The following is a 25,387-nucleotide window of genomic DNA, read 5'->3' as shown; positions in this document are numbered from 1 at the left end:
CGCCGCCTTGGTGGCCATGCCGTCGGTGACCTTGGCGTTCTCGGTGTTCTGTGTGATCGATGCCGTCATCTGCTCGATCGAGGCGCTGGTCTCTTCCACGCCAGCCGCTTGCTCGCTCGACGCCTGCGACAGCGACTGTGCCGTTGCACTCACCTCTTCTGACGCACCCGCCAGCGCTTCGGCACCGCTGTTCACATCGGTGACCACTTGCGACAGCTTGGTGACCATGTTCTGCATGGCCTGCAGCAACTGGCCCGTCTCGTCACGCGATGTGGCTTCGATTTGCACCGTGAGGTCGCCTTCGGCCAGACGGTTGGCGGCATCGACTGCCCGGCCCAGCGGCTTGCTCACGCTGCGGCTGATGAAGAAGCCGAGCGCAATGCCCAGCAGCACGCCGCCGGCAATGAGGGCGAGCATGAGCGTTCGGCTGGAGTGGTAAAGCGCAGCGGTCTGTTCGGCAGCATGCTTGGCGCGGGTTTCTTTCTGCAGGATCAGCTCGTCGAGCATCTCGTCGAGCTTGTTGGCCTTGTCGCGCACCGACTCCAGCGTCTGGTCGAGCACCTCGTCGCGCTCGCTCAGCTTCTTGGTGGCCGCAATGGCCAGCGCCTTCTGCATCTCGCGCTGGTAGTCGACCGAGAGATTTGCAAAGTTGGCAAAAACCTCTTTGGCGCGGTCGCTCACGAACAGCGGCTTGGCCTTCTCGATGTACTCCTTCATGGCCGCGCTGCTCTTGTTGATCGAGGCCAGGTGCTTTTCGCGCTCGGCCTGCGAAGAGGCGAGCAGGTAGTTGGAGCGGGCGCGCCCGATGTAGATCAGGTTGATGTTGGCTTCCTTGATGTAGGACAGCCCCATCAGTTCCTTCGTGTACATGCTGTCGGCCATGTCGTTCATCTGGCTGGTGTTGGAGATGCCGATGAGGCCCACGACGGCGCTGATGGCGGCTACCAACATGAAGCCTGCGATGAGGCGCACGCCGATCTTGAAATTGGAAAACATGGCTGACTGACCTTTCGAACAAGAACACAAAACCGCTTACGCGGGCTGGATGAGCCCCATGGGCGTGGCGGCAACTTGCCGGGGTGTACCGGCCAGCTGCATGAGCGCCGGTACATCGAGAATCAGTGCGACATCGCCACTGCCCAGAATGCTGGAGCCGCTGATGCCTTGAACCTGGGCAAACATCTTGGACAGGGGCTTGATGACGGTCTGCGCTTCGCCGAGCAGCGTGTCGACCGCGAGGCCGAACTTCTGCCCCGCATGCCTGACGACCACGACGTTGGGCCGGGTGCTGGTGGGGCCGGTCACGTCAAAGAGCTCACGCAGGCGGATGAAGGGCAGCACCTGGCCGCGCAGGTCGATGTAGTCGTGGCCCGGCTCGGCCGAGAACTCCACGCACTCTTCGACCATGTCGAGCGGCACCACGAAGACGGCCTTGCCCACGCCGATCTGAAAGCCATTGATGATGGCCAGCGTGAGCGGCAGCCGCACGGTGACGGTGGTGCCTTGCTCGGGCACGCTTGAGATGCTCACGCTACCGCGCAGGGCGGTGATGTTGCGCTTGACCACGTCCATGCCCACACCGCGGCCCGAGAGGTTGGTGACCTTCTCAGCAGTGGAGAAGCCGGGTTCGAAAACCAGGCCATAGATCTCGCCGTCGGTCAGTTGCCTGCCGGCTTCCACCAGGCCGCGCTCCACCGCTTTCGCCATGATTTTTTCGCGGTCCAGGCCACCGCCATCGTCGCCGACCTCGATCACGATGCTGCCCGAGTCGTGGTACGCGTTGAGCTTGACTGTGCCCATCGCCGGCTTGCCGCGCCCGGCGCGCAGGTCGGGCGAGTCGATGCCGTGGTCGATGGCGTTGCGCACCAGGTGCATCAGCGGGTCACCGATCTTCTCGACCACCGTCTTGTCGAGCTCGGCGTCTTCGCCGCTCACGACCAGTTGTATGTCTTTGCCCAGCTCGCGCGACACGTCGTGCACCACGCGCTGGAAGCGGCTGAAAGTGGCGCCTATCTTCACCATGCGCAGCTGCAGCGCGCTGTCGCGCACTTCTTCCACCAGGGCCGACAGCACCGAGTTGGCTTCTTGCAGCTCGACGTTGCGCGCCTTGCGGGCGATGAGGTTCGCACCGGCAGAAGCGATGATGAGTTCGCCCACCAGGTTGATCAGGTGGTCGAGCTTGTCGGCATCGACACGAATGGACTGGTTCTCTTGTGCCTTGGTGTCGCGCACCTTCTTCTGCTTTTCCAGCGCAGCGGCCAGCACTGGTGGGGCCACGGCGCCTTGCTGCACCAGCACGTCGCCCAGCAGTGGCGGGGAGGCCTCGGCGTGGGCGGCCGCCGTTTGCGCATCGGCCTGCTGCTGCAGCGCGGCCTCCAGCTCGTAGGCGGTCACGGTGCCGCAGCGCACCAGCATTTCGCCCAGCCGCGACGATTCCTCAGGCAGGTCGCGCAGGATGGCGATGTAGTCGTCGATGCGACTCTTGGGCGGCACGATACGCAGCAGGCAGTCGTCGAGCACGAAGTCGAACACGCTCTCGATGGCGGCCTTGTCGGCCTTGCTGCACAGCGCGATTTCGAATCCGAGATAGCAACTCTCGGGGTTCATTTTGTCGGCGGGCGGAATGGCGTCTGGCAAGGTCACGATGCCGGTGATGGTGCCCAGCGTGCCCAGGTAGCGCAGGAAGGACAGCGGGTCCATGCCGTTGCGCAGCACGTCGGGGCCGAAGCGCAGCGAGATGTGCCAGGGGTCGGCCTCGCTGGTTTCGGCGGCGATGCGCTCGAAGGCCGGCCCGGGGGCCACCATCAACGCACCGCCCGCGGCTGGCGACAGGTAGGCGTGCAGGCGGGTCAGCAGCGGTTCGCCACGCGCAATCAGTTCGGGGTCGGTGTGGGTGGGGTCGACTTCCATCGAGTCGACCAGGGCGCCGATGTGGTCGCCACAGGAGAGCAGCAGCGCAATCAGGGCGTCGTCCAGCACGATGCGGCCTTCGCGCACTTCGTCGAGCACGCTCTCCACCACGTGGGTAAAGGCCACCACCGGGTCCAGGCCAAAGAGGCCCGCCGAGCCCTTGATGGTGTGGGCAGAGCGGAAGATGGCGTTCACCGTTTCCGAGTTGTCGCCGCTCTCCTGGCTGATGGCGAGCAGCGCGGCCTCCATCGCTTCCAGCAACTCACGGCTTTCAACGAAGAAAGTCTGCAGAGCCAGGTCGAGGTTCATGGGGTGTCCGATCAAGGGCGTGAGGTCAGGCGGCCGAAGGCACGACCAGCGGGTCGCCGAAGTAGCCGGCCAGGTCGAGCAGTTGCAGCACGTCGACCACGGCCGGGCTGTGCTTGACCAGGCGCAGCTCGCTCCTGGCAGCCACCGCCGCACGCTTGGCCAGCATCAGGATCTGCAGGCCGGCGGTGTCGAATTCGCTCACGGCGCTGAGGTCGACTTCGACCACGCTCTCGTTCGCCACGGCGTCGAGCAGCACCGGCTTGAGCTCGGCAGCGCGGTAAATGGTGAGTTCGCCTTCAATGAGCAGCGTGTGCACAGCGGCGGCCGATTTTTTCTTCGATGCCATGGTGATGCGCTCCGCGTTCAGGGCAAGACGAGCTTTTGAACCACGCCCAGTAACTGGTCGGGTTTGAAGGGCTTGACGATCCAGGCCTTGGCGCCGGCTTCCTGGCCCTCGCGCTTCTTGCCTTCTTGCGACTCGGTGGTCAGCATCACGATGGGGGTGAACTTGTAGGCCGGCATGGCCTTCACCGCCTTCACCAGGCTGATGCCGTCCATGTTGGGCATGTTCACGTCGCTGATGATCAAGTGCACCTTCTGGCCCTTGAGCTTGGACAGCGCGTCCTTGCCGTCGCAGCCCTCGATCACGTCGTAGCCTGCGTTTCGCAGGGAAATTCCCACCACCTGCCGCACGGAGGCGGAGTCGTCGACGATCAGAATGCTCTTGGCCATGAGGTCCTCGGGTCTTTCATTTGCTGAAGACTTGCTTAAAAGAACGTGATCTCTTCGTTCTTGGGTGCGCCGCCTGCGCTGCCACCGCCGTGCGTCTCGCGCTCCTCGGCCGTGGCGTAGGTCTTTTCCAGCTCGGCCAGCAGCGCGCGCGCGTCCACCGGCTCCAGCACGCCGTCGCGCTCGTAGGCGATGCGGCTTTGCACGAGCTGCTCGGGCAGCTTGGCCATGTTTTGGCGCACATGCGTCATCACCTGGCTCACGCGGTCTTGAAACTGCAACTGCACCAGGGCTTCACCCACCTCGGCCTGGATGCCCACACTCTCGCGCTTGAGCACGTCGGCCGACTCGGCCAGCGCGTCGGTCACGCTGCGAAAGTCGTTGAGCACGCCGTTGATGGAAGCTTCACAGCCGCCGATGGAGGCTGCTTCGCGCGTGGCCGACGCCTCCGCGCTGCGGCGTGCATTGCCAATGGCACTGGCCACCAGTGCTACTTTGTCAGCCATGCGCTTGCCCGTCTCGCCCGACATGGCCGAGAGCTTGCGCACCTCTTGCGCCAGCACCGCGAAGCCACGGCCGGTCTCGCCGGCGTGAGCGGCTTCGATGGCCGCATTGATGGCCAGCAGGTTCGTTTGTGCCGCGATGTTGGCCACCTCGGCTGCCATCTGCTGCAGATCGTCGATGAAGTGGTGCAGGCTTTGCACCTCTTCGCGCATCACGCTGTTGCTCGCCATCGCGGTGCGCAGCGACTCCATCACGGCGTTGAGTTCCTTGCTGCTGTTGGCGAACACGGCCACGAGGCTCTGGTCCTCGCCCTGCACCGAACTGCCCGCCATGTCGGAGGCCCGCATGGCCTGGTCGAGCTTGTCGACGATGCCGGCGAAGCGCTCGGTCAAGGAGGCGATGGCACTTTCCATCTGCACGCGAGAAGTTTCGATGTGGCCGCTCCACACGGGCAGCACGTCACGGCCCACGCTTTCGGCGCCGGCCAGGTAGTCGGCGGTGGCGCGCTGCAGCGCGCGGTGGCGCGCGGCGTGGCGGCGGTCGATCAGCACACCGGCAGCGAACAGGCCGGCGCCCGCCAGCCAGGCCCAGGTGCTGCCGGCACTGGTGAGCCCCGTGCACAGCCCTGCGGCGACACCCAGTGCGCTGCATTGCCAGGCGGCAAAGTCGGCACGTGCCACGCGTCGCCACCACGGGGCCAGCGAAGGCACGGTGGCCTCGACTGGGCGGTCTGCGGACGAAGAGGACATGGTGTGGCTGCTCATGGTCATTGCTCTTCGGCATGTTGCGATGAAGGTTGACCACTGAATCGGCAGGTGTGGGGTGCTTTTGAGCCTCTTCTTTCGCTTCTTTGTAAGAGAGTGCTTACACGCGTGCCACCTTCTGAAATAGCTCGATTCGCACCGGGGAAAAAGCACGATCGTGCTGCCGATCAGCGCCGCACCTCAGCCCGCCGAGCGCCAGAAAGACATGATCGCCAACATTCATGGCCAGAGGCAGCTGATGATCTCCATCGTCAACGAGCTGCTCGTGACACGCGACTTCAAGCGGCCCTGCCTGAGCGAGCGACCTAAACTCCCCGCGACACCCGCAGGGAGAAACCGATGGCCTACGACTACAGCTCCGAATCAAAACTACTGGAGCTGCCCAACCCGTACCGCTTGCAGAACCGCCTGCTGTGGCTATGCGCCGCGGTCTTGCTGACCGCCGGCATTACCAGCCTGTGGTGGGCGCGCAGTGCCATGCAAGAACACGCCGTGAGCATGGCCGGTGCGCCCCTGTTGGCCGGCTTGCTGATGCTGGCCGGTGGCCTGGGCTGCGCGGCCACCGCGGCACGCCGGCTGCGCTTCTTCTTTGGCCGCGGCCGGCCAGCCTCGCTGGCACCAGAGATCCCGGTGAACGCGGTGGGCGGCTCCAAGGCAGCCGACCATGTGAAAGACATGCTGCGCCAAGGCGGCCTGAGCTACCCCGAACCCAAGGGCGCGCTCGAAGGCCTGCTCTACCACTGGGCGCCTACGCTGATCACCGCGCCCATTGAAGTGCAGTGGCTGGCCCAGCGCTACATGTTCAACCTGGCGGCCATCGCAGCCACGCTGCTGAGTTTCTTGTTCTCGTGGCTGCTGTTCGGCACACCGGCCACGCGGCCTTGGATAGGCATCCTCTACTTTGCTTTCGGCGCCTTCTTCCTGATCAAGCCGGTGCTCTCGCAAGGGCGCGCGCGCCTGACCGTGGCATCGGTGGTGGGCCTGATCGCCGCGGCCATACTTGCGCCGGTGGCATTGGCGCTGCTGGGCTCGGGCCTGCCACACCTGGGCGACTTCACGCTCAACACGCAGGTGTTCGTGATGCTGTGCGCCTCGCTTGTGGCCTGCGGCCTGGCCATGGCCGCGGTGCTGGCGCAGGTGGACGGCGCACCGCAAACCCGCGCCAGCGTGGAGCAGCAGCGCCTGTCGATGAACGCGCCACCAGCCAGCCTGATGGACGAGCTCGACCGCACGCTGCAGTCGCAATGGACAGAGCGCATTCCCAATCGCCGCTATGCGCGCGTCGACCCGCATACCTCGGCCGCCACGCCCAGCGGCAGCTTCGCCGGCGAGCTGCTCGAAGAGACGCAGCCCCTGCCGCTGGCCGGCACCAAGGCGCCCAGCTTCGGCGCGGCTTTGAGTGAGCGGCGCCACCGCGCGCTGCTTTTGCTCGACCTGTACGCCGTGGCGCTGGTGCTGGTGGCCGTGGGCCTTGCCCTGTACTTCGTGCGCGAGTTCAATGTGCTCGAAGCCTGGAAGAAAAACCGCTACGCCATCGCCGGCACCTCGACCATCCTGGCGCTGGTGGCAGTCTTTTGCTTCCAGGCCGCCAGCCGCCTGTGGGGCCGATTCAACTTCGAGTCGATGCTGACCTGGGTCGAGGTGATCGGCAACTACCAGACCTCGCGCATAGGCACCGGCAACCAGTTCACCAGCCGGCTGAACACCGAGAACGACGTGGTGCGCACCGAAGCGGCCACGCTGCGCGTGTGGCGGGCTCGCATCGAGTCGGTGGTGTTCGGCAAGGACGACTCGCGCCAGGTCACGGCCATGTTTTCCACCGAAAAAGAAGCCCGTGCGCTCGCCGCCCACCTGATGCAGTTTGCGCAGAACCAAAGCGTGCTGGTGGCGCCCAACTCCACCGCCGACCAGGCCCGCATTGCCGCTCTCAACAGCGGCGAGCGTGGGCTGGCGGGGCCCGATGTCTCGGCGGCGCAGCTGCAACGCGACCCGCATCTTGCCGCCGCCATCGCATCCACCCAGCCCCCCGCCGTGCTCTGCACCCAATGCGGCACAGCGGTATCTGCGGGTGCCCGCTTTTGTGCGAAATGCGGAGCAGCGCTCTCGGGCTGAACAGGGTCAGTCACAACGGCAGCTTTGATGCCGCAGGGCCGCTAGGCCCCAGGCTCTCAGGGCACCTGCTGCCCGGTGGCTGCGCTCCAGATCTCGGTCCACTCGGGCGCATCAAGCCGCAACTCAAGCGCCGCCAGGGCCTCGCGCAAAGCCTCGGGGCGGCGGGAGCCCACGATAGGCAGCGGCCGGCTGGGCAGGCGCAGCAGCCAGGCGTGGGCGATGGTCGCAGCGCTCGTGTCGTGCCGCTGGGCGAGGGTGCTGAGCGCCTGTCGCACACGCTGGGCCGACGGGTCGTCGCTGGTGAAGAGCGCGCCGCCAGCCAGTGGCGACCAGATCATTGGCCGCACCCGCAGGCGCTGGCACTGGTCGAGCGTGCCGTCGTCGAGCACCTGGCGACTCAGTGGGTTGAGCTCGACCTGGTTGGTCGACAAGCTGATGCGCGAGCCCAGCAGCTCGAACTGCGCTGGCGTGAAGTTGGAAGCCCCCACGTGGCGCACCTTGCCAGCGGCGATCAGCTGTTCGAAGGCACGTGCCACTTCATCGACATCGAGCAGCGGGTCGGGGCGGTGGATCAGCAACAGGTCGAGGTGGTCGGTGTGCAGCTGCCGCAAGGCGTTGTCGACCGTCCAGCTGATGTGCGCCGCGCTGGTGTCGTAGTGTTTGATGGTGTGGCCGGGCCGCTGCGGCGAGACGAGCTTGATGCCCACCTTGCTGACCAGCTGCATGCGCTGGCGCAGGCCGGGTTTCAGCGCCAAGGCTTCGCCGAACAGGCCCTCGCTCAGGTAGCCGCCGTAGATGTCGGCATGGTCGAAGCTCGTGGCCCCGAGTTCGATGCACTGCTCAATCCAGCGCAGCCGCTCTTGGGGCGACCAGCCCCACTCCGCCAGGCGCCAAGCGCCCACGACCACGGGAGACAGGCGGGGGCCGCCGGGGGAGAGTTCAACGAGGGTCATGGCGTGGCGAGAGGGTGCGGGGCACAAGCGCCGCATTCTCGCGCGCCGGGCCTAGCGTTGCAGCACGCGCTGCAGTGCCGCCACCGCCAAGTCGATCTGCTCGCGCTCGATCACCAGCGGCGGCGCGAGGCGCACCACGGTGTGGTGGGTGTCTTTGGTGAGCACGCCTTCGTGCATCAGCCGCTCGCACACTTCGCGCGCACTGGCAAAGCCCGGCGCAATCTGCACGCCCACCAGCAGGCCACGGCCACGCACGTCGGTGATGGCCGGGTGATCGAGTGCGCGCAGGCGCGCCATCAGGTAGTCGCCCTGCTCTTGCGCGCGGCGTGAGAGCTGCTCGCTCTCCAGCAGCTGCAGCGCGGCGAGGCCCACGGCGGCGGCCAGCGGGTTGCCGCCAAAGGTGCTGCCATGGTCGCCGGGGGTGAACTGCGCCATCACATCGTCGCGCGCGAGAAAGGCGCTCACCGGCAGCAGGCCGCCACCGAGCGCCTTGCCGAGCATCAGGCCGTCGGGCTTCACGCCTTCGTGGTCGCAGGCCAGCAGTGCGCCGGTGCGGCCCAGGCCGGTTTGCACCTCGTCGCAAATCATCAGCACCTTGTGGCGAGTGCAGATCTCGCGCACTGCCTTGAGGTAGCCCGCCGGCGGCACGATGATGCCGGCCTCGCCCTGGATGGGCTCGACGATGAAGGCGGCGGTGTCGGGCGTGATGGCGGCCCTGAGCGCATCGGCGTCGCCGAAGGGCACGGCCGAGAAGCCCGGCGCAAACGGGCCGAAGCCGTCGCGGTACTGCGCTTCGGTGGAGAAGCCGACGAGGGTGGTGGTGCGCCCGGCGAAGTTGCCTTCGGCCACGATGATGTGGGCCCGCCCCTCGGGCACGCGCTTGACCTTGTAGGCCCACTTGCGCGCGGCCTTGATGGCGGTTTCGACCGCTTCGGCGCCGCTGTTCATCGGCAGCGCGCGTGCCATGCCGGTCATGCGGCACAGCTGCTGCAAAAACGGGCCGAGCTGGTCGGTGTGGAAGGCGCGGCTCGTCACCGCGAGCCTTTGAGCCTGCTCGGTGAGCGCCTGCACCAGCACCGGGTGGCTGTGGCCAAAGCTCACCGCCGAGTAGGCCGACATCATGTCGAGGTAGCGGCGCCCGGCGTCGTCGAACAGGTAGACCCCCGCACCGCGCGTCAGCACCACCGGCAGCGGGTGGTAGTTGTGCGCGCCATGGCGGGCTTCAAGCTGGACGGGGGAGAGGGCGGGCTGTGAGCGATGGCGCAGGGCGGCGGCACGGGCGGCGGTGGTCATGATTTGGGTCCGATCGGGTGGCGTTCTCAGTCTAGGCAGGGTCGAGCGAAATTTGCATTCCATTTATTGCACCAATAGACTCAACAGCACAAGATTCTTGCTTATCGGAAGGAAACATCGTGCCCATCACGGAAATTGACGCCCTCGATCGCAAGATCCTCGAAGCACTGCAATCAGACGGCCGCGCCACCAATGTGGAGCTGTCAGCCCAGGTGCATTTGTCGGCGCCGCAGTGCTTTCGCCGCGTGCGCTCGCTCGAAGAGCGCGGTGTGATCCGCGGCTACCACGCCCAGGTGCAGCCGCAGCTGCTGGGCCTGGGGGTGATGGCCTACGTGAGCCTCAACATCGACGGCGGCCAGTTTGGCCGCGTGCGCGAGATCGAAGCCCACATGCGCGCGTTTTCTCAGATTCTTGAGTGCCACACGGTTTCTGGCGACAGTGACTACTTGCTCAAGGTGGTGGCCCGCGACCTCAAGAGCCTGAGCCAGTTCCTCACCGACCAGCTGATGCAAGTGCCAGGCGTCGACGATGTGCGCTCGATGATCTGCATGGAAGAGATCAAGGCGCCTTCGCCTATGCCCGTGAACCTCTAGGGTTGGCCCGTAAAGCAGAACAGGAATATCCGGCAATCGCCCACGAAAGGCGATTGGCAATGGATTTAATGATGAGGGATAACTACATTCATCTGACCACGAATGAGCCCTGCTCATGAACGCCTTGGCCCACTCTGATTCCGACCTGCCCCCTGAACCCCGCACCGCCGAGCCCTCGGCGCCTGCCGGCCCCCATAAACGTGACCTGATCGCCGGCCTGGAAAAGGGCTTGGCGGTGATCGAAGCTTTCGACCAGGACCGCCCGCGCCTGACCATCAGCGAGGTCGCCACGCGCTGCGGACTGACGCGTGCGGCCGCGCGCCGCTACCTCATCACGCTCGAATACCTGGGCTACGTGAGCAGCGACCGAAAGATGTACTCGCTCAGCCCCAAGGTGCTGCGGCTGGGCCAGAGTTACATGCACTCGGCGCGCCTGCCGCGCATCGTGCAGCCCGAGCTGCACAAGCTGGCCTATGCGCTGAAAGAAGCTTCGTCGGCCGGTGTGCTCGACGGCAGCGACGTGATCTGCATCGCCGCCACCGAAGCGGGCCGTCTGGTGTCGTCCACCCTGCAACCTGGCACGCGCGTGCCCGCCTACTGCACCGCCAATGGCCGCGTACTGCTCAGCGCCAAGACGCCGGCAGAGGTCGATGCGTGGCTGGACCATCAGACGCTAGAGGCGCTCACGCCCCACACCCTGACCGATGCAAACGCGCTGCGCAAAGAGATCATGCGCATCCGCGTGCAGGGTTTTGCCACCGTAGACCAGGAGTTCGAGCTCGGCCTGCGCACCATCTCGGTCCCGCTGAAGAACTACCGGGGTGAAGTGCTGGCCGCGATGAACATCAGCGCCCAGGCCTCACGCGTGACCATGGCCCAGCTGGTCGAGACCTGCTTGCCCGAGCTGCTGCAAGCCCAGGCACGCCTGCGCAGTACGCTCTGACCCAGCGCCTTTCACCCACGGCCCCCATGCGCGTACAAGTTGTCATCATCGGTGCGGGCCCGTCGGGCTTGCTGCTTGGCGCGCTGCTGCACCAGGCAGGTGTCGATGCCATCGTGATCGAGCAGCGCAGCGCCGACTACGTGCTGGGCCGCATTCGCGCCGGTGTACTGGAGCAAGGCACGGTCGATTTGATGGATCAGCTGGGCCTGGGCCAGCGCATGCACGCCGAAGGCCTGGTGCATGGTGGCTTCAACCTCGGCTACCGCAACACGCACCACCGCATTGACCTGCACACCCTCACTGGCGGCAAGAACGTGATGGTCTATGGCCAGACCGAAGTGACACGCGACCTGATGGACGCACGCACGGCGGCCGGCGCAAAGACGGTGTACGAAGCCGAGCGCGTGCAGCTGCATGATTTCAATGGCGCCTCACCACGCGTCACCTACCTCAAAGATGGCATCACGCACGAAGTGCCATGCGACTTCATCGCCGGCTGCGACGGCTACCACGGCGCCAGCCGCGCGAGTGTGCCGGCCGACGCACTGCGCACCTATGAGAAGGTCTACCCCTTCGGTTGGCTGGGCGTTTTGTCTGAGACGCCGCCGGTGGCTCATGAGTTGATCTACTCCAACCACGAGCGTGGTTTCGCGCTGTGCAGCATGCGCTCGAACACGCGCAGTCGCTACTACCTCCAGTGTTCGCTCGACGACAAGATCGAGCGTTGGTCTGACCAGGCCTTCTGGGACGAACTTCGTTTGCGCCTGGACCCCGAAGCCGCCGAACGCATGGTCATCGGCCCGTCGATCGAAAAGAGCATTGCCCCGCTGCGCAGCTTCGTGGCCGAGCCCATGCGCTTCGGGCGTTTGTTCCTCGCAGGAGACGCGGCGCACATCGTGCCGCCGACGGGGGCCAAGGGGTTGAACCTGGCGGCGTCTGATGTGCACTACCTGTCGCGCGGGTTGATCGAGTTCTATCGCGATCGCAGCGCGGCGGGTATCGATGCGTATTCAGATCGGTGCTTGCGTCGGGTGTGGAAGGCGGTGCGCTTCTCCTGGTGGTTCACTTCGCTGATGCACAAGTTTCCAGATGGCGGTGAGTTCGCACAGAAGATTCAAGAGGCCGAGATCGGCTACCTGCTCGGGTCTGAAGCGGCCTCTACTTCCTTGGCAGAAAACTACGTAGGGCTGCCGCTGGAGGCCTGAAGACAGCCGGCATCAGCGAGAATGCTGCGCAGACCAGCGTAATCGAACATGGCCCAGATCAAAAGCGTCACCATCCGCGGTTTCAAGTCGATCAAGAAGCTTGAAGCGCTGGAGCTGCGCTCGCTCAATGTGCTGATCGGCCCCAACGGCGCGGGCAAGAGCAACTTCCTGGGTGCGCTGCGCTTTTTGTCCGAGGTGGCCGGTGAAAACTTTCCGGGCTATGTGCAGAAGCAGGGGCGAGCCTCGGCTTTACTGCACCGTGGGCGCAAACACACTGACGCCATCGACATGGAGGTCTATGGGCAACCGAACGCCGGCATAAGCAACGGCTATCGCATCACCCTGGAGCCCACCAATGACAACCGCTTCATCTTCGCGCGCGAAGAAACCTGGGTATCCGGGCAGATGACGTCGGGTACCGCCTACCCGCTCGGTCGCAACCACGAAGAAGCACTGGTACGCAGCGACACCACGCCCGTGGCGCGTCATGTCAGGGCCATGATGCAGAGCTGGCGTCAATATCACTTTCACGACACCACCGACAGCGCCGCGGTCAAGCAAGCCCACAGCCCACGAGATACCCTCCGGCTCAAGACCGATGCTGGCAACCTGGCCGCCTACCTCGCAAAGCTGCGCAGGAGCCACCCAGAGGACTACCAGCAGATCGTCGAAACGATCCGCCTTGTCGCTCCATTCTTCGGAGATTTCGTCGAACGCCCCGATGAGCCAGACAGCATTGAGCTGGAGTGGACCCAACGCGCCGACCCCGATACGCCTTATGGCGCTGGTGCGCTCTCGGACGGCACACTGCGTTTCATCTGCTTGACCACACTGTTGCTCCAACCTTGGCAAAGCCTGCCCGATACGGTGTTGATCGACGAGCCCGAGCTCGGCTTGCACCCCTATGCCATCGGGGTACTGGCCGACATGCTCAAGCAGGTTTCGGAGAAGCGGCAGCTCATCCTGTCTACACAATCGGTGGAGCTGCTCAATGCACTGACGCCTGAAGACGTGATCGTGGTCGATCGCGACGAAGACGAGTCCACATTCACCCGGCAGAGCAGCGCCGAACTCGCTGGGTGGCTGGAGAGCTACACACCTTTGGGCGAGCTGTGGCTGCGCAATGTGCTGGGCGGGCGGCCTTGAGCGTGACCGAGGTCATCGTGTTTGCCGAAGGGCAAAGCGACGAGCTGTTTTTGAAGCGTGTGGTGGCGCCGGCTTTACGCGAGCTGCAGGTTTATCTCAAGCCCCAGACGATGCACACCTCACGCGACAGCGCGGGAGGCGCCATCAACTTTGACCGGCTGAAGATCAATGTGCGCAACACCTTGCGCCAAAGCTCAAAAAGTTACCTCACCACATTCTTCGACTTGTACGCGCTGGACAGCGACATGCCCGGTCGAGCCGAAGCGGCCAAGCTCAAGCAACCAGCGGACAAGGCCCACTGCATTCAAGCAGCCTTGAATCAAGCCCTGGTCGCCGACAACGGCTGCCGCCCCGACCGGCTCTTTGTCCATGTGCAGCCTTACGAGTTGGAGGGCTTGTTCTTTTCCAGCCCGTTGGCACTGAGCGAAACTGTCCCGGGCTGGGATGCTTATGCCCCGGCGCTTGAGTCCATTCGTGCCGCGTTCGACACGCCCGAACACATCAATGACAGCTTCGAGAACAAGCCTTCGGCTCGGCTTGAGCGCCTATTGAATCCGAACTACCGAAAAACACGGCATGCCCCGTTGATCGGCGAGCGAATCGGGTTGGCTGCTCTCGTAGCGCAATGCCCACACTTTGCGCAATGGGTGCAGCGATTGCAAGCGTTGAAGCCCCTCTGAAAAATGCCTTAGCTTCGTGCGAACGTTGATGCGGCCGGCCTCTACCGCCTGACCCTGATCAGGCGCGAGCCACGGCCAGCCAGCGATCGAGCTGCGCCGGGTCAGCGAGCAGCGAGGCGCTGTCACTGCGGTACACCACCGCACCGCGGTCGAGCACCACGGTGGTATGTGTGATCGGCAAGATCATGCGCGGGTTCTGCTCCACGATGATGGCCGACATGCCCTCGTCGCGTACCACGCGGGCGATGCTGCGCAGCAGCTCTTCCACGATGATGGGCGCCAGGCCTTCGAGCGGCTCGTCGAGCAGCAGCAGCTTGGGGTTCAACACCAACGCACGCGCCACGGCCAGCATTTGCTGCTCGCCACCCGACAGCTGGTTGCCCATGTTGGCCTTGCGCTCGGCCAGGCGCGGAAACATCTCGTAGGCGCGCTGCACCGTCCACGGCCCGGTGCGCGCCACGGCGCTGAGGTTTTCATCCACCGTGAGCGACTTGAAGATGTTGCGCTCTTGCGGCACCCAGCCGATGCCAGCTGCGGCACGCCGGTGCGGCGGCAACGTGGTGATGTCTTGACCGCCCAGGAAGATGCGCCCGGCATGGCGGCGCGTCACGCCCACCAGCGAGTTCATCAGCGTGGTCTTGCCGGTGCCGTTGCGGCCCAGCAGGGCGAGCGACTGACCTTGTTCGAGGTTGAGGTCTATGCCTTGCACGACCACGGCTTCACCGTAGCCTGAGCGCAGTTGCTCTACGCGCAACAGCTCAACCATGGGTGCCCTCGCCAAGATAGACCGCCTTCACGCGCGGGTCGGTCGATATGCTGGCCACGTCGCCTTCAGCAAACACCGCGCCATTGACCAGCACGCTCACCGTGCGCGCAAAGTTGAAGACGAGATCCATGTCGTGCTCGATCAAGAGTATCGACACCTGGGGTGGCAGTGCGTTGATGGTGTCGAAAATCTCCTGCCGTTCGCCTTCGGGCACGCCGGCCACGGGCTCGTCGAGCAGCAGCACGCGCGGCTCGCTCGCCAGGGCGGTGGCGATCTCCAGCAAGCGTCGTTTGCCATAAGCCAGCACCTTTACCTGCTGGTCCATCACGTCGTCAAGGCGAAACTGCCTGAGCAGCTTGTCGCAGCGCTGGGCCACGCGCGGGTCGTGGCCCAGCGGCTTCCACCACTGTTGGCTGATGCCGAGCTGCGCCGACACGGTGAGCGCCAACGACTGCAACGGCGTCAGCTCGTTGAAGAGCTGGTTGATCTGGAAGGTGCGCACGATGCCGCGCCGCACGCGCTGGTGGGCGCTCAGCCGGGTGATGTCTTGCCCGTCGAGCGAGATGCGACCGGAGGTGGGTTCGACCACGCCCGTGAGCAAGTTGACGAGCGTGGTCTTGCCGGCGCCGTTGGGGCCGATCAACGCATGGCGCGCGCCCCGCTCCACCTTGAGCGACACGTCGTGGGTGGGCGTGATGCCACCGTAGCGCTTGAGCAGCTGGTGGGTTTCAAGAACAACGTTGCTCATTCGCCGCCCCCGTGCTTGAACCAGGTCCGCGGGCGGATCAACCTTTCACGCCCGACCAGCATCAGCAGCACCAGGAACAGCCCCAACCAGAAGACCCAGTACTGCGGCGTCCAGGCCGAGATCAGGTCGTGCAGCAGCTTGAAGGCGATGGCACCAAACACGCCGCCATACAGATAGCCCGTGCCGCCTATCACCAGCACCAGCACCAGGTCGGCGCTGCGGTGAAACTCAAACCCATCGAGCGACGCAAAGCCCGAGGTCTGCGCCATCAACGCACCCGCCGCACCCGCCAAGGCAGCGCCCAAGGTGTAGACGGCCACCAGACGCGCCTGCACCGACAGGCCGATGGCGGTGGCGCGCAAGCGGTTGTCGCGCAAGGCCTTGAGCGAATAGCCGAAGGGCGAATGCACGATGCGCCGCGTGATCAGCATGGCCAGCCCCAGCACGACCAGGCTGTAGGCGTAGGCGGTGCGGCCATAGAGGTCGAATTCAAACTTTCCCAAGAGAGGCCCCATCACCACCCCTTGCAGGCCGTCGGCACCGCCGGTGAGCCAGTCGAGCTTGTTGGCCAACTCGTAGAGCACCGCGGCCACGCCCAGCGTGATCATCAAACGCGTGAGGTCGGAGCCGCGCACGATCAGCACGCTGCACAAGGCACCGAGCACCGCAGCCGCGGCAATGGCCACGGCCAAGCCCACCAGCGGGTCGGGCATCACAAGCTTGGCAAACAAGCCCGCCACGTAAGCGCCAAAGCCAAAGAAGGCCGCATGGCCCAGCGACACGATGCCCGCAAAGCCGAGAATCAAATCGAGCGACACGGCGAAAAGCGCAAGGATCACGATCTCGTTGAGCAGCAGCGCATGGTTGCCCGAGAAAAACACCGAGGCCAATGCGACCGCGCCCAGCGCCATCTCCCACCAGCGCCAGGCAGACGCTGTGCGCAGCGAAGCCTGCACCTTGTCGAGTGAGCTGCCCTCGCTCATTTGGAACCCCGATGGCCGAACAGGCCTTGCGGGCGCCAGGTGAGGATGGCGATCATCAGCGCATAGACGATGAAGGCGCCCAGCTTGGGCACGTAGTACTTGCCCATCACGTCAGCGATGCCCAGCAGCAGCGCGGCGAGCAAGGGCCCGGTAATGGTGGTGGTGCCGCCCACCGACACCACGATCAAAAAGTACACCATGAACTTGAGCGGAAATGTCGGGTCCAGGCCCAGCACCTCGGCGCCCAGCGCACCACCCAGGCCGGCCAGGCCCGAGCCCACGGCAAAGGTGAGCAAGAACACCTGGCTGACGTTGATGCCCAGGCCTTGCGCCACGCGCGGGTCGTCTACCGCGGCGCGCAGCCGGCTGCCGAAGCGCGTGCGCGACAGCACCATCTGCAGCGCCACCGTGAGCAGCCCGCAGATCACGATGATGAAGAGCCGGTACTTGCCTATGCCCACCGCCGCCAGGTCGAAGCGGCCTTGCAGGTAAGACGGCACCGAAATCATCTGCTGCTGCGAGCCGATGAAGTAGTCGACCCCTGTGACGGCCATGAACACCAGCCCGATGGAAAACAACACCTGGTCGAGGTGGGGGCGCTTGTACATGGGCCGGTACAGCGTGCGCTCGAACAGCGCGCCCAGCACCGCCGTGAAGATGAAAGCCAGCGGCAGCGTGGCGAGAAAGGGCACGCCCAGCCGGTTCATCAGCAGCACCGTGGTGTAGCCACCGGCCATGGCGAAGGCCCCGTGGGCGAGGTTGATGAAGTTCATCAAGCCCATGGTCACGGCCAGCCCCACAGAGAGCACGAACAGCAGCATGCCGTAGGCGATGCCGTCGAAGAGTAGGGTCAGCATGCGGGTGGAGAGATCGGAGTTCTACGCACGTTCGCCCTGCGGTGGTTCCTGATCACCGTTCGCCCTGAGCCTGTCGAAGGGTAAGCGCAGTGCACTGAGCTGGCTTCGACAAGCTCAGCCCGAGCGGAGGTGTCAGAGCGGAGGTGTCAGGCGAGGTGGCGGGTGGTCTAAAGAGCGGCCTACTTCGCCTTGCCCGGGTCCTTCACCTGCTTCTCGACATCGAACTCCTGATTGAACAGCTGCCCGTTCAGTCGTTCGACCTTGCGGATGTAGATGTCGTGTATGACATCGCGCGTTTCGGGGTCTATGGTGATCATGCCGCGCGGGCTCTCCAAGGTGGCGCCCTTCATCGCCGCCAGCAGCGCATCGCCGCCGCCCTGGCCCTTGGTGGTGGCGAGCGCTTTGTAGATCAGCGCCATGCCGTCGTAGCCGGCCACGCCCATGAAGTTGGGGCGAAATTTATTGGCGGCTTCAAACGCGGCCACAAACTGCTTGTTCAGCGCCGAGTTGTGCGAGGCCGAGTAGTGGTGCGCGGTGACCACGCCCACGGCCACGTCGCCCATGTCGTTGAGCTGGTCGTCGTCGGTGATGTCACCGGTGCCGATGAGCTTGATGCCTGCCTTGTCGAGCCCGCGTTCGGCAAACTGCTTCATGAAGGCCGCGCCCTGGCCCGAGGGCAGGAACACGAACACCGCGTCGGGCTTGTCGTCGCGCACCTTCTGCAGGAAGGGGGCGAAGTCGGGAGCCTTCAAAGGCGAGCGAATTTCGCCGATCACCTGGCCGCCCTTGGCCGTGAACTGGCTCTTGAAGTACTTCTCGGCGTCGATGCCGGGGGCGTAGTCGCTCACCAGCGTGACCACGCGCTTGATCTTGTTCTTGGCCGCCCAGTCGGCCATGCTCACAGCGGCCTGTGGCAGCGTGAAGCTGGTGCGCACCACATAGGGCGATGCATTGGTGATGGCCGAGGTGGCGGCGGCCGTCACGACCATGGGCGTCTTGCTTTGCGTGGCGATGGGCGCCGTGGCCATGGCCGTGGGGGTGATGCCGAAACCGGCGATCACGTCCACCTTGTCATTGACGATCAGCTCTTGCGCCAAGCGGCGGGTGGTGTCGGCCACCGCAGCATCGTCTTTGACGATGAGCTCGACCTTGCGGCCGGCCACGGTGTCACCGTGTTGTGCCATGTAGAGCTTGATGGCGGCTTCGATCTGCCGCCCGGTAGAGGCTTGCTGACCCGTCATGGGCAAGATGAAGCCGATCTTGAACGGCGCCGTCTGGGCAAAGCTGTGCGGCAGGCAGAGGGCGAGCGCGGCGGCGGCGAGCGCCTTCAGAACGTGGCGTTTTTGCATGGCGGTTGTCTCCGGTGGGGGCGTTGGTTCAAGCGCCTGCTTGGGTGCTGGCAGACGTGAATGTGCGGCATGCGCACGTTGTCCGGCAATTGGGGTGAGTGACTAGCAGCTATGCCCAAGAGGCATAACGCACAGGGTTGTACCTAGTCTGCGCGATAGGCCGTGTCGAGCACCACGCCGCCCCCGCTGACGCGCGACACGCAGGCGCACAGGCGCTGGTTGCTTTGCTGCTCGTGGGGGCTGAAAAACACGTCACGGTGGTCGATGCTGCCTTGCACCGACACCACGTCCATTGCGCACAGGCCGCACTCGCCGCGGCAGCAGTCGAACAACGTCTCGACTCCCGCCTCATTGAGCACATCGAGCAGGCTGCGGTCGGCCGGTACCTCGATGCGCAGTGCGTGGCGCGGCAGCTCCACCCAGAAGGGTTGGGCGGCGTGGTGGCCGCTGTTGCCGAAGGTCTCAAAGCGCAGGTCGGCCGCGGGGCGGTGGGCCCGGGCCCAGGCCTCGCGGGCAGCTTCGAGCAGGGCGATGGGGCCGCACACCAGCATCTGTGCGCGCGGCGCGAGCGCGGCGATCTCTGCGTCGAGGTTGATGCGCTGGGCGGCGTCGCTACAGAAGGTTTTCAGCCGCTCGCCCAGGCACTGCTGCAACGCCTCACCCAGTACCAGTTCGCCCGCATTGCGAGCGGCATAGCGCATGTGCACGTCGGCACCCTTGGCCGCCAGCGTCTGCGCCATGCCCACCAGCGGTGTGATGCCGATGCCACCCGCCACCAGCAGGAACTGCGGCGCGTTGAAGGCCAGCTCGAAGTGGTTGTTGGGCTCGCCGATCATCAGCTCAGCACCGGCCTCCAGGCTCCACATGAAACGCGAGCCGCCGCGGCTGGGCTCGGCGCGTTTCACGGCGATGCGGTAGACGTCTTGGTCGTGAAGGCCAACCAGAGAATATGAACGCATCTCTTCGCGGCCGTCGACGAGCACCTGCAGCTTCAGGTGGCTGCCCACCGTCCAGGGCTTCACACCACCTTCGGGGCGAATCTCGAACTCGCGCACCGTGGCGCTCAAGTTGCGGTGGGCTCGGACGTGGGCGGGGTGCCAGGCTTGGCTGTTCTTCATGGCACAGGCCTTTCTCTCAACGGGTGGCGCGGCGGCGGATCAGGCTTGCGCCAGGCAATTTCTGCAAGCTCTGGTGGCTTTGCAGGGCATGCCGAAGGTTCTGGTGGGCGATGCGCGCGTGCTCGCGCATCAGGGCCTCGGCACGCGCGCCTTCACGCTGCACGATGGCCTCGATCACGCTGCGGTGCTGCTCTTGCGCCACCACCAGAATGTCGCGCGCATCGGGGCCGGTGCTGCGTGCCATCACGAAACCGTTGGGCGAGGCAAAAGGCAGGGTCTTGGCGCGGTCGAGCTGGCGCGCCACGAGGTCGCTGCCGGCCATCTCGCTTAGCAAATCGTGAAAGCGACCGTTCTGCTCCACGTAACCGACGAACGATGCCTCGCTCAGCTCAGGCTGAGCCAGCAGCGCGTCGATGCGGGCGATGCAATCGCGGGCTTCAGCCAGCAGCACCGAGCTGATGCCGCGCTCGGCAGCGAGGCGCGCGGCCAGGCCTTCGAGCGTGCCGCGCACTTCGATGGCATCGTGAATGTCGGCTTCAGAGAAGTCTTTCACCGCGAAGCCGCCGTTGGGCAGGGCTTCGAGCAGGCCTTCTTCCTGCAGGCGCACCAAGGCCATGCGGATGGGTGTGCGTGAGGCGCCCAGCATCTCGACCAGCGCCAGCTCGGCGATGCGGCTGCCCGCCTTCAGTTCGCCGCTGACGATGAGCTCGCGCAGCTTGAGCTGCGTGCGGACGGTCTGCGACGTGCTTGTGTTTTCAGTGTCTGTTTTCAGAAGCATGGTGACGTGGGATTCCTATTTCTGGACGCAAAGGGCGCGGCCCTTGCGCCCTCTTTCTCGTTCAAGCCGCCGTTCGCAGCGGGATCACCTTCGGAGCCCCCGGCGGCGGCGCTTCGGCCTTCACCATCTTCTCGATCAGCTTGCGCGCCCACATCGAGCCCGCGTCGATGTTGAGGTTGTAGAAGCTGTAGCCCGGGTGCTCGTTGATGGCCTGCTGCTGGGCTTCGAGGATCAGCTCGTCTTCTCTGAAGATGTTGGCCACGCCCTCGCGCAGCTCGTGCGTCAAGCGCTGCTCGCGCAGGCAGTAGTTGCGCGCAAAGGCCCAGAAGTAGTGGCAAGTGCCGTCGGTCTCGGGTGTGATGGTGTTGAGCACGAAGCCGTTCACGCCCTTTGATCTGTCGCCTTGCGGCGCACCAGTGCCCGTGGGTGCCACGCCCACGTCGATGGCAATCGTGCAGGGCGCCTCGAAACGGATGATCTGCCAGCGATCGACCAAGCCTTCGTGGCCGGTCGCGTGCTTCAGCTGGCCGGCCCAGAAGGGCGGTGCGTCTATGCCTTCCATCCAGCGGGTGACGGTGGCCGTCTTGTCGCCGTGCGTGGCCACGAAGGGCGCTTCGGCCACGGCGCGCTGCCCGATGCTGGAGCCGTGCACGAAGGTCTCGTGCGTCAGATCCATCAGGTTGTCGAGCACCAGGCGGTAGTCGCAGTTGACGCGAATCAGCTTGCCGTCACCAGCCCACGCAGGGTCGTCGTTCCAGTGCAGGTCTGGCACACGGCTCTCGTCAGCCAGCGCCGGGTCACCCGGCCAAACCCAGATGAAGCGGTGCTTTTGCACCACCGGATACGAGCGCACGCAGGCCGAGGGGTTGAGGGTCTCTTGCGAGGGCATGTGGGTGCAGCGGCCGTCGCCGTTGAACACCAGGCCGTGATAGCCGCAGGTGATCTCGTCGTTGTGCAGCGTGCCCTTGCTGAGCGGCAATAGCCGGTGCCAGCAGGCGTCTTCGAGCACGGCCACTGAGGCGTCTTGGCGGCGAAACATGACGACCTTTTGACCGCAGAGGGTGCGGCTCAGAAGGGCGGCTTTCACCTCCACGTCGTAGGCGGCGGCGTACCAGGCGTTGAGTGGATAAGGTTTCATGGCGACGGCTTCTTGGATACGTGTTGTATACAAAGAAAGTTTAATCTCTCCAGTAAACCCTAAAAACACAGGGTTTACCCGTTAATTCAGTGGCTTCCTGTATTCCAAGACAGGCTCGATCAGTAACATCTGCCATTTCGAGCTCTTCAAGGAGACCCCATGAGCACCCGCCCCACGCCCCCCTTCCGCGCCGACCACGTGGGCAGCTTTCTGCGCCCCAAGCGCTTGCTCGACGCGCGCGAGAAACAGGCCAAGGGTGAGATGTCGGCCGCGGAGCTGCGCAAAGTGGAAGACGAGTGCATCACCGAGATCGTCAACTTCCAGCAAGACGTGGGGCTGAAAAGCATCACCGACGGCGAGTTCCGCCGCACCTACTTTCACATCGACTTCCTGGAGCAGCTGGGGGGCGTGAAGACCGACATCCCGGTCACCATCATTCGCCCCGACGGCAGCGAAGAGCTGGCCCCGCCGGTGATGCGCGTGGTCGACAAGGTGCGCCACGTGAAAGACATCCAGCTCGCCGACTTTCAATACCTCAAGCGCCAGCTCGCACCGGGCAGCACGGCCAAGGTGACCATTCCGTCGCCGACGATGCTGCACTTTCGCGGTGGGCGCGCCGGCATCAGCCGCGAGCACTACCCCGAGCTGGAGCCAGCGTTCTACCAAGACGTGGCCAATGCCTATGGCGACGAGCTGCGCTCACTCCCCGCGGCAGGCGCCACCTACGTGCAGATGGACGACACCAACCTCGCCTACCTGTGCGACGACAAGATGCGCGAAGCCGCGCGCAGCCGCGGCGACGACCCGAACGAGCTGCCGCACCGCTACGCCCAGTTCATCAACAAGGTCGTGGCGCGCAAGCCCGCCGGCATGACGCTGGCCATGCACCTGTGCCGCGGCAACTTCAAGAGCACGCACGCGGCCGCCGGCAACTACGAGCCGGTGGCCGAGGCGCTGCTGGCCGAGATGAACCTCGACGCCTACTTCATGGAATACGACGATGCCCGCTCGGGCGACTTCAAGCCGCTGCGCTTTTTGCCCAAAGGCAAGACCGTGGTGCTGGGCCTGGTGACCACCAAGTTCGGCGAGATGGAGAGCAAGGACACGCTGAAGCGCCGCATTGACGAAGCTGCCCGGTACGCGCCGCTCGATCAGCTGTGCCTGTCGCCGCAGTGCGGGTTCTCCAGCACGGTGCATGGCAACAACATCGCGGTGGCAGCCCAGCGCGCCAAGCTGCGGCTGGTGATCGAGACCGCGCAAGAGGTGTGGGGCTGATGCCGGCCCCGCGTTTGTCCGCTTGGCGCCGCGCCGCGGCCAACGCATGATCCAGGGCGTTGCGCCTGTCGCACATTCCAGCAAGCCGAACCGGAGATACCTCATGAAAAAAACCATCCGCAACACCCTGGCGCTGGCCGCAGCGCTGGCCTTGGGCGCCACCGCCCAGGCGCAAGAGGTGACGCTGAAGTTCCACCACATCTGGAACCCGCAGGCCATGGCCTCGGTCAACGTGATCACACCGTGGTGCGACAAGGTCGCCCGCGAATCGGCCAACAAGCTGAAGTGCCAGGTGTTCCCGGCCATGAGCATGGGCGGCACGCCGCAGCAACTGGTCGACCAGGTCAAGGACGGCGTGGCCGACGTTGTCATCACGCTGCCGGGCTACACCGCAGGCCGCTTCCCGGCGCTGGAGGTGTTTGAGCTGCCATTCATGACCAATTCGGCCGAGGGCGGCGCCCGTGCCGCCTGGGACTACCTGCAAAAGTACGCCGTCAAGGAGTTCCCCGGCACCAAGATCCTGGCGATCTGGGTGCATGACGAAGGCTATGTGCACACCCGCGAGAAGCAGGTCAAGGTGCTGGCCGACTTCAAGGGCCTGAAGATGCGCGCGCCCACCCGCCAGACCAACAAGCTGCTGGCTGCGCTGGGCGCGTCGCCGGTGGGCATGCCGCTGCCGGCGGTGGTGGATGCCGTGAGCAAGGGCACCATCGACGGCTTCCTGTTGCCCTGGGAGGTGATGCCCTCGCTGAAGCTGCAGGAGATGGTCAAGTTCCACAGCGAGACCGATCCGTCGCGGCCGGCGCTGTACAGCGCGGTGTTCGTCCTGGCGATGAACCAGGCCAAGTACGACAGCCTGACGGCCGACTTGAAGAAGGTGATCGACAACAACGCCGGCGCCGCTTATTCACAAGCCATCGGCAAGGTCTGGGACGGCAGCCAGGCGGCCGGCCGCAAGGCCGCGCAGGACCACGGCAACACCCTCTACACCGTCCCGGCCAGTGAACTGGACAACTGGGTGAAGGCCGCCGCGCCGCTGTATGACGACTTCACCGCCGACATGGACAAGCGTGGCCTACCCGGCAAGCAGATGCTGCAGGACGCGCGCGACTTGCTGGCCAAGTACCGCAAGTAGGCGCACCGCCCGCCCCGCTGAACCGCACAACGCGCCCGGTGGGCGCGTTGTCCTTCAAGCCTGACCGGAGTCGAAGGCATGCATGCCTTGTTCAAGCGCATTGCGCTGTGGTTTGCCCTGCTCGGTGGCTTGTCGGCCAGCGCGCTGGCGCTGTTGACGGTGGTCAGCGTGGTGATGCGCGCGACGATCTCCAAGCCGATACCGGGCGACGTCGAGATGATGCAGATGGGCATCGCGCTGTGCATCTCGCTGTGCCTGCCCTGGTGCCAGCTGCACCGCTGCAACATCATCGTCGACTTCTTCACCGAGAGGCTGGCCCAGCGCAGCACCCGGGCACTGGACGGCATCGGCTCGCTGCTGATGGCGGTGATGTGCGCGTTGCTGTCGGCCCGCACCGCGGCCGGCGCATTCGCGGTGGGCGAGGCGGGTGAAACCACCATGATCATCGGCTTGCCGATGTGGTGGGCCTACGCGATGCTGGCGCCCGGCCTGGCGCTGACCGCGCTGATCGCACTGTGGCAAGCCGCGCGGCAACTGCGTGGGCTGGATGTGGATGCCGACAGTGCAGCCGCGCCAGCTGTTGGAGTTGCCCAGTGACCCCCGGCGCCATCGGCCTGTGGATGTTTGCCGGCATGCTGCTGCTGATGGCGCTGCGCGTGCCGATCGCGGTGTCGATGTTCATCCCCGGCGCCGTGGGCTACCTGTCGCTCACCGGCGACATGGCGCTGCTCAACCTGCTCAAGGGCAGCGCGGTGGCGCGGCTCACGGTCTATGACCTGTCGGTGATCCCGTTGTTTTTGCTGATGGGGCAGTTCGCCACCCAGGGCGGTTTGTCGCGGTCGTTGTTCAAGGCGGCAGCGGCGTTTGTCGGCCACATCCGCGGTGGGCTGGCCATGGCGGCCATCCTGTCGGCGGCGGCCTTTGGCGCGGTGTGCGGCAGCAGCGTGGCCACCGCGGCCACCATCACCCAGGTGGCCTACCCCGAGATGAAGGCCCACGGCTACCACGGCCGCCTCACCACCGCGGCGCTGGCCTGCGGCGGCACGCTGGGCATCCTGATCCCGCCGTCGGTGCCGCTGGTTATCTACGCCATCCTGAC

Annotated in this window: 25 protein-coding genes; 10 read left to right on the top strand and 15 right to left on the bottom strand. The window is 65.1% G+C overall.

Annotation, left to right across the window (positions count from 1 at the left end; all coding sequences use genetic code 11):
• The 5 genes from AC30QB_RS10480 to AC30QB_RS10460 all read right to left on the bottom strand — a co-directional run.
• Positions 1-996, bottom strand: a 996-nt coding sequence (locus AC30QB_RS10480) for a methyl-accepting chemotaxis protein (protein ID WP_489546156.1), incomplete at its 3' end; no start/stop codon positions are given.
• Between the two features lie 36 nt (positions 997-1,032).
• Positions 1,033-3,219 (bottom strand): chemotaxis protein CheA, encoded by a 2,187-nt coding sequence (locus tag AC30QB_RS10475; RefSeq protein WP_489546155.1) that lies wholly within the window; start codon positions 3,217-3,219, stop codon positions 1,033-1,035.
• Between the two features lie 25 nt (positions 3,220-3,244).
• Positions 3,245-3,565, bottom strand: coding sequence for an STAS domain-containing protein (locus AC30QB_RS10470; protein ID WP_489546154.1), 321 nt, complete (start codon positions 3,563-3,565; stop codon positions 3,245-3,247).
• Positions 3,566-3,582: 17 nt separating this feature from the next.
• Positions 3,583-3,951 (bottom strand): response regulator, encoded by a 369-nt coding sequence (locus AC30QB_RS10465; RefSeq protein ID WP_489546153.1) that lies wholly within the window; start codon positions 3,949-3,951, stop codon positions 3,583-3,585.
• Between the two features lie 35 nt (positions 3,952-3,986).
• Positions 3,987-5,201 carry a methyl-accepting chemotaxis protein gene (locus AC30QB_RS10460; protein ID WP_489546152.1) on the bottom strand — a complete coding sequence of 405 codons (1,215 nt, stop codon included), beginning with the start codon at positions 5,199-5,201 and terminating at the stop codon, positions 3,987-3,989.
• A gap of 354 nt (positions 5,202-5,555) precedes the next feature.
• Between AC30QB_RS10460 and AC30QB_RS10455 the strand changes: the two genes are divergently transcribed.
• Positions 5,556-7,328 carry a zinc ribbon domain-containing protein gene (locus AC30QB_RS10455; RefSeq protein ID WP_489546151.1) on the top strand — a complete coding sequence of 591 codons (1,773 nt, stop codon included), beginning with the start codon at positions 5,556-5,558 and terminating at the stop codon, positions 7,326-7,328.
• A gap of 56 nt (positions 7,329-7,384) precedes the next feature.
• On the opposite strand, the gene AC30QB_RS10450 is transcribed toward AC30QB_RS10455, so the two are convergent.
• Together AC30QB_RS10450 and rocD are read right to left on the bottom strand one after the other, a co-directional pair.
• Positions 7,385-8,281, bottom strand: a complete 897-nt coding sequence (locus AC30QB_RS10450) for an aldo/keto reductase (RefSeq protein ID WP_489546150.1) — start codon at positions 8,279-8,281, stop codon at positions 7,385-7,387.
• A 51-nt stretch (positions 8,282-8,332) separates the two neighbouring features.
• Complete coding sequence (gene rocD / locus AC30QB_RS10445; RefSeq protein ID WP_489546149.1) at positions 8,333-9,574, bottom strand: ornithine--oxo-acid transaminase; 1,242 nt, start codon at positions 9,572-9,574, stop codon at positions 8,333-8,335.
• Positions 9,575-9,699: 125 nt separating this feature from the next.
• On the opposite strand from rocD, the gene AC30QB_RS10440 reads away from it, so the two are divergent.
• From AC30QB_RS10440 to AC30QB_RS10420, 5 genes are all read left to right on the top strand, one after another.
• Positions 9,700-10,167, top strand: coding sequence for an Lrp/AsnC family transcriptional regulator (locus AC30QB_RS10440; RefSeq protein ID WP_489546157.1), 468 nt, complete (start codon positions 9,700-9,702; stop codon positions 10,165-10,167).
• 115 nt (positions 10,168-10,282) lie between these two features.
• Positions 10,283-11,110, top strand: coding sequence for an IclR family transcriptional regulator domain-containing protein (locus AC30QB_RS10435; RefSeq protein WP_489546148.1), 828 nt, complete (start codon positions 10,283-10,285; stop codon positions 11,108-11,110).
• Positions 11,111-11,136: 26 nt separating this feature from the next.
• Positions 11,137-12,315, top strand: coding sequence for a 4-hydroxybenzoate 3-monooxygenase (pobA, locus tag AC30QB_RS10430; protein WP_489546147.1), 1,179 nt, complete (start codon positions 11,137-11,139; stop codon positions 12,313-12,315).
• Between the two features lie 48 nt (positions 12,316-12,363).
• Positions 12,364-13,461, top strand: a complete 1,098-nt coding sequence (locus tag AC30QB_RS10425) for an AAA family ATPase (protein ID WP_489546146.1) — start codon at positions 12,364-12,366, stop codon at positions 13,459-13,461.
• 2 nt (positions 13,462-13,463) lie between these two features.
• On the top strand, positions 13,464-14,141 hold the full coding sequence (locus AC30QB_RS10420; RefSeq protein WP_489546145.1) for a DUF4276 family protein: 678 nt from the start codon (positions 13,464-13,466) through the stop codon (positions 14,139-14,141).
• Between the two features lie 58 nt (positions 14,142-14,199).
• Here the strand turns inward: AC30QB_RS10420 and AC30QB_RS10415 are convergent, their stop codons facing one another.
• The 8 genes from AC30QB_RS10415 to AC30QB_RS10380 all read right to left on the bottom strand — a co-directional run bounded on the left by AC30QB_RS10415 (position 14,200) and on the right by AC30QB_RS10380 (position 21,878).
• Positions 14,200-14,907, bottom strand: a complete 708-nt coding sequence (locus AC30QB_RS10415) for an ABC transporter ATP-binding protein (RefSeq protein ID WP_489546144.1) — start codon at positions 14,905-14,907, stop codon at positions 14,200-14,202.
• A complete protein-coding gene (locus tag AC30QB_RS10410) occupies positions 14,900-15,655 on the bottom strand; it encodes an ABC transporter ATP-binding protein (protein WP_489546143.1) in 756 nt (251 codons plus the stop codon). The genes AC30QB_RS10415 and AC30QB_RS10410 overlap by 8 nt, the downstream gene beginning before the upstream one ends.
• Complete coding sequence (locus tag AC30QB_RS10405) at positions 15,652-16,638, bottom strand: branched-chain amino acid ABC transporter permease (protein ID WP_489546142.1); 987 nt, start codon at positions 16,636-16,638, stop codon at positions 15,652-15,654. Before AC30QB_RS10405 ends, AC30QB_RS10410 begins: the two co-directional genes overlap by 4 nt.
• Positions 16,635-17,495: a branched-chain amino acid ABC transporter permease gene (locus AC30QB_RS10400; RefSeq protein WP_489546141.1), complete on the bottom strand. Its 861-nt coding sequence runs from the start codon at positions 17,493-17,495 to the stop codon at positions 16,635-16,637. The genes AC30QB_RS10405 and AC30QB_RS10400 overlap by 4 nt, the downstream gene beginning before the upstream one ends.
• A 179-nt stretch (positions 17,496-17,674) precedes the next feature.
• Positions 17,675-18,844, bottom strand: coding sequence for an ABC transporter substrate-binding protein (locus AC30QB_RS10395; protein ID WP_489546140.1), 1,170 nt, complete (start codon positions 18,842-18,844; stop codon positions 17,675-17,677).
• 143 nt (positions 18,845-18,987) lie between these two features.
• On the bottom strand, positions 18,988-19,962 hold the full coding sequence (locus AC30QB_RS10390; RefSeq protein ID WP_489546139.1) for a PDR/VanB family oxidoreductase: 975 nt from the start codon (positions 19,960-19,962) through the stop codon (positions 18,988-18,990).
• 16 nt (positions 19,963-19,978) lie between these two features.
• A complete protein-coding gene (locus AC30QB_RS10385) occupies positions 19,979-20,740 on the bottom strand; it encodes a GntR family transcriptional regulator (RefSeq protein WP_489546138.1) in 762 nt (253 codons plus the stop codon).
• 61 nt (positions 20,741-20,801) lie between these two features.
• Complete coding sequence (locus AC30QB_RS10380; RefSeq protein WP_489546137.1) at positions 20,802-21,878, bottom strand: aromatic ring-hydroxylating dioxygenase subunit alpha; 1,077 nt, start codon at positions 21,876-21,878, stop codon at positions 20,802-20,804.
• 159 nt (positions 21,879-22,037) lie between these two features.
• Here AC30QB_RS10380 and AC30QB_RS10375 point away from each other — a divergent pair, with 159 nt between their 5' ends.
• From AC30QB_RS10375 to AC30QB_RS10360, 4 genes are all read left to right on the top strand, one after another.
• Positions 22,038-23,153 carry a 5-methyltetrahydropteroyltriglutamate--homocysteine S-methyltransferase gene (locus tag AC30QB_RS10375; protein ID WP_489546136.1) on the top strand — a complete coding sequence of 372 codons (1,116 nt, stop codon included), beginning with the start codon at positions 22,038-22,040 and terminating at the stop codon, positions 23,151-23,153.
• A 103-nt stretch (positions 23,154-23,256) separates the two neighbouring features.
• Positions 23,257-24,288 carry a TRAP transporter substrate-binding protein gene (locus AC30QB_RS10370; RefSeq protein ID WP_489546135.1) on the top strand — a complete coding sequence of 344 codons (1,032 nt, stop codon included), beginning with the start codon at positions 23,257-23,259 and terminating at the stop codon, positions 24,286-24,288.
• A gap of 78 nt (positions 24,289-24,366) precedes the next feature.
• Positions 24,367-24,885: a TRAP transporter small permease gene (locus AC30QB_RS10365; protein ID WP_489546134.1), complete on the top strand. Its 519-nt coding sequence runs from the start codon at positions 24,367-24,369 to the stop codon at positions 24,883-24,885.
• Positions 24,882-25,387 (top strand): TRAP transporter large permease subunit (locus AC30QB_RS10360; RefSeq protein ID WP_489546133.1); only part of this gene is annotated, 506 nt, incomplete at its 3' end. The genes AC30QB_RS10365 and AC30QB_RS10360, both read left to right, overlap by 4 nt.

Source organism: Rhizobacter sp. (assembly GCF_046595475.1).
In the GTDB taxonomy this organism is placed as follows: domain Bacteria; phylum Pseudomonadota; class Gammaproteobacteria; order Burkholderiales; family Burkholderiaceae_C; genus Rhizobacter.
This window is presented reverse-complemented; position numbering and strand designations above follow the sequence as displayed.

What these genes read in the sequence shown, in the direction of transcription:
- AC30QB_RS10475 (WP_489546155.1), bottom strand. Translation starts at nt 3,219, where the DNA reads ATGAACCTCGACCTGGCTCTGCAGACTTTCTTCGTTGAAAGCCGTGAG.
- AC30QB_RS10470 (WP_489546154.1), bottom strand. Translation starts at nt 3,565, where the DNA reads ATGGCATCGAAGAAAAAATCGGCCGCCGCTGTGCACACGCTGCTCATT.
- AC30QB_RS10465 (WP_489546153.1), bottom strand. Translation starts at nt 3,951, where the DNA reads ATGGCCAAGAGCATTCTGATCGTCGACGACTCCGCCTCCGTGCGGCAG.
- AC30QB_RS10460 (WP_489546152.1), bottom strand. Translation starts at nt 5,201, where the DNA reads ATGTCCTCTTCGTCCGCAGACCGCCCAGTCGAGGCCACCGTGCCTTCG.
- AC30QB_RS10455 (WP_489546151.1), top strand. Translation starts at nt 5,556, where the DNA reads ATGGCCTACGACTACAGCTCCGAATCAAAACTACTGGAGCTGCCCAAC.
- AC30QB_RS10450 (WP_489546150.1), bottom strand. Translation starts at nt 8,281, where the DNA reads ATGACCCTCGTTGAACTCTCCCCCGGCGGCCCCCGCCTGTCTCCCGTG.
- rocD (WP_489546149.1), bottom strand. Translation starts at nt 9,574, where the DNA reads ATGACCACCGCCGCCCGTGCCGCCGCCCTGCGCCATCGCTCACAGCCC.
- AC30QB_RS10435 (WP_489546148.1), top strand. Translation starts at nt 10,283, where the DNA reads ATGAACGCCTTGGCCCACTCTGATTCCGACCTGCCCCCTGAACCCCGC.
- pobA (WP_489546147.1), top strand. Translation starts at nt 11,137, where the DNA reads ATGCGCGTACAAGTTGTCATCATCGGTGCGGGCCCGTCGGGCTTGCTG.
- AC30QB_RS10425 (WP_489546146.1), top strand. Translation starts at nt 12,364, where the DNA reads ATGGCCCAGATCAAAAGCGTCACCATCCGCGGTTTCAAGTCGATCAAG.
- AC30QB_RS10415 (WP_489546144.1), bottom strand. Translation starts at nt 14,907, where the DNA reads ATGGTTGAGCTGTTGCGCGTAGAGCAACTGCGCTCAGGCTACGGTGAA.
- AC30QB_RS10410 (WP_489546143.1), bottom strand. Translation starts at nt 15,655, where the DNA reads ATGAGCAACGTTGTTCTTGAAACCCACCAGCTGCTCAAGCGCTACGGT.
- AC30QB_RS10405 (WP_489546142.1), bottom strand. Translation starts at nt 16,638, where the DNA reads ATGAGCGAGGGCAGCTCACTCGACAAGGTGCAGGCTTCGCTGCGCACA.
- AC30QB_RS10400 (WP_489546141.1), bottom strand. Translation starts at nt 17,495, where the DNA reads ATGCTGACCCTACTCTTCGACGGCATCGCCTACGGCATGCTGCTGTTC.
- AC30QB_RS10395 (WP_489546140.1), bottom strand. Translation starts at nt 18,844, where the DNA reads ATGCAAAAACGCCACGTTCTGAAGGCGCTCGCCGCCGCCGCGCTCGCC.
- AC30QB_RS10390 (WP_489546139.1), bottom strand. Translation starts at nt 19,962, where the DNA reads ATGAAGAACAGCCAAGCCTGGCACCCCGCCCACGTCCGAGCCCACCGC.
- AC30QB_RS10385 (WP_489546138.1), bottom strand. Translation starts at nt 20,740, where the DNA reads ATGCTTCTGAAAACAGACACTGAAAACACAAGCACGTCGCAGACCGTC.
- AC30QB_RS10380 (WP_489546137.1), bottom strand. Translation starts at nt 21,878, where the DNA reads ATGAAACCTTATCCACTCAACGCCTGGTACGCCGCCGCCTACGACGTG.
- AC30QB_RS10375 (WP_489546136.1), top strand. Translation starts at nt 22,038, where the DNA reads ATGAGCACCCGCCCCACGCCCCCCTTCCGCGCCGACCACGTGGGCAGC.
- AC30QB_RS10370 (WP_489546135.1), top strand. Translation starts at nt 23,257, where the DNA reads ATGAAAAAAACCATCCGCAACACCCTGGCGCTGGCCGCAGCGCTGGCC.
- AC30QB_RS10365 (WP_489546134.1), top strand. Translation starts at nt 24,367, where the DNA reads ATGCATGCCTTGTTCAAGCGCATTGCGCTGTGGTTTGCCCTGCTCGGT.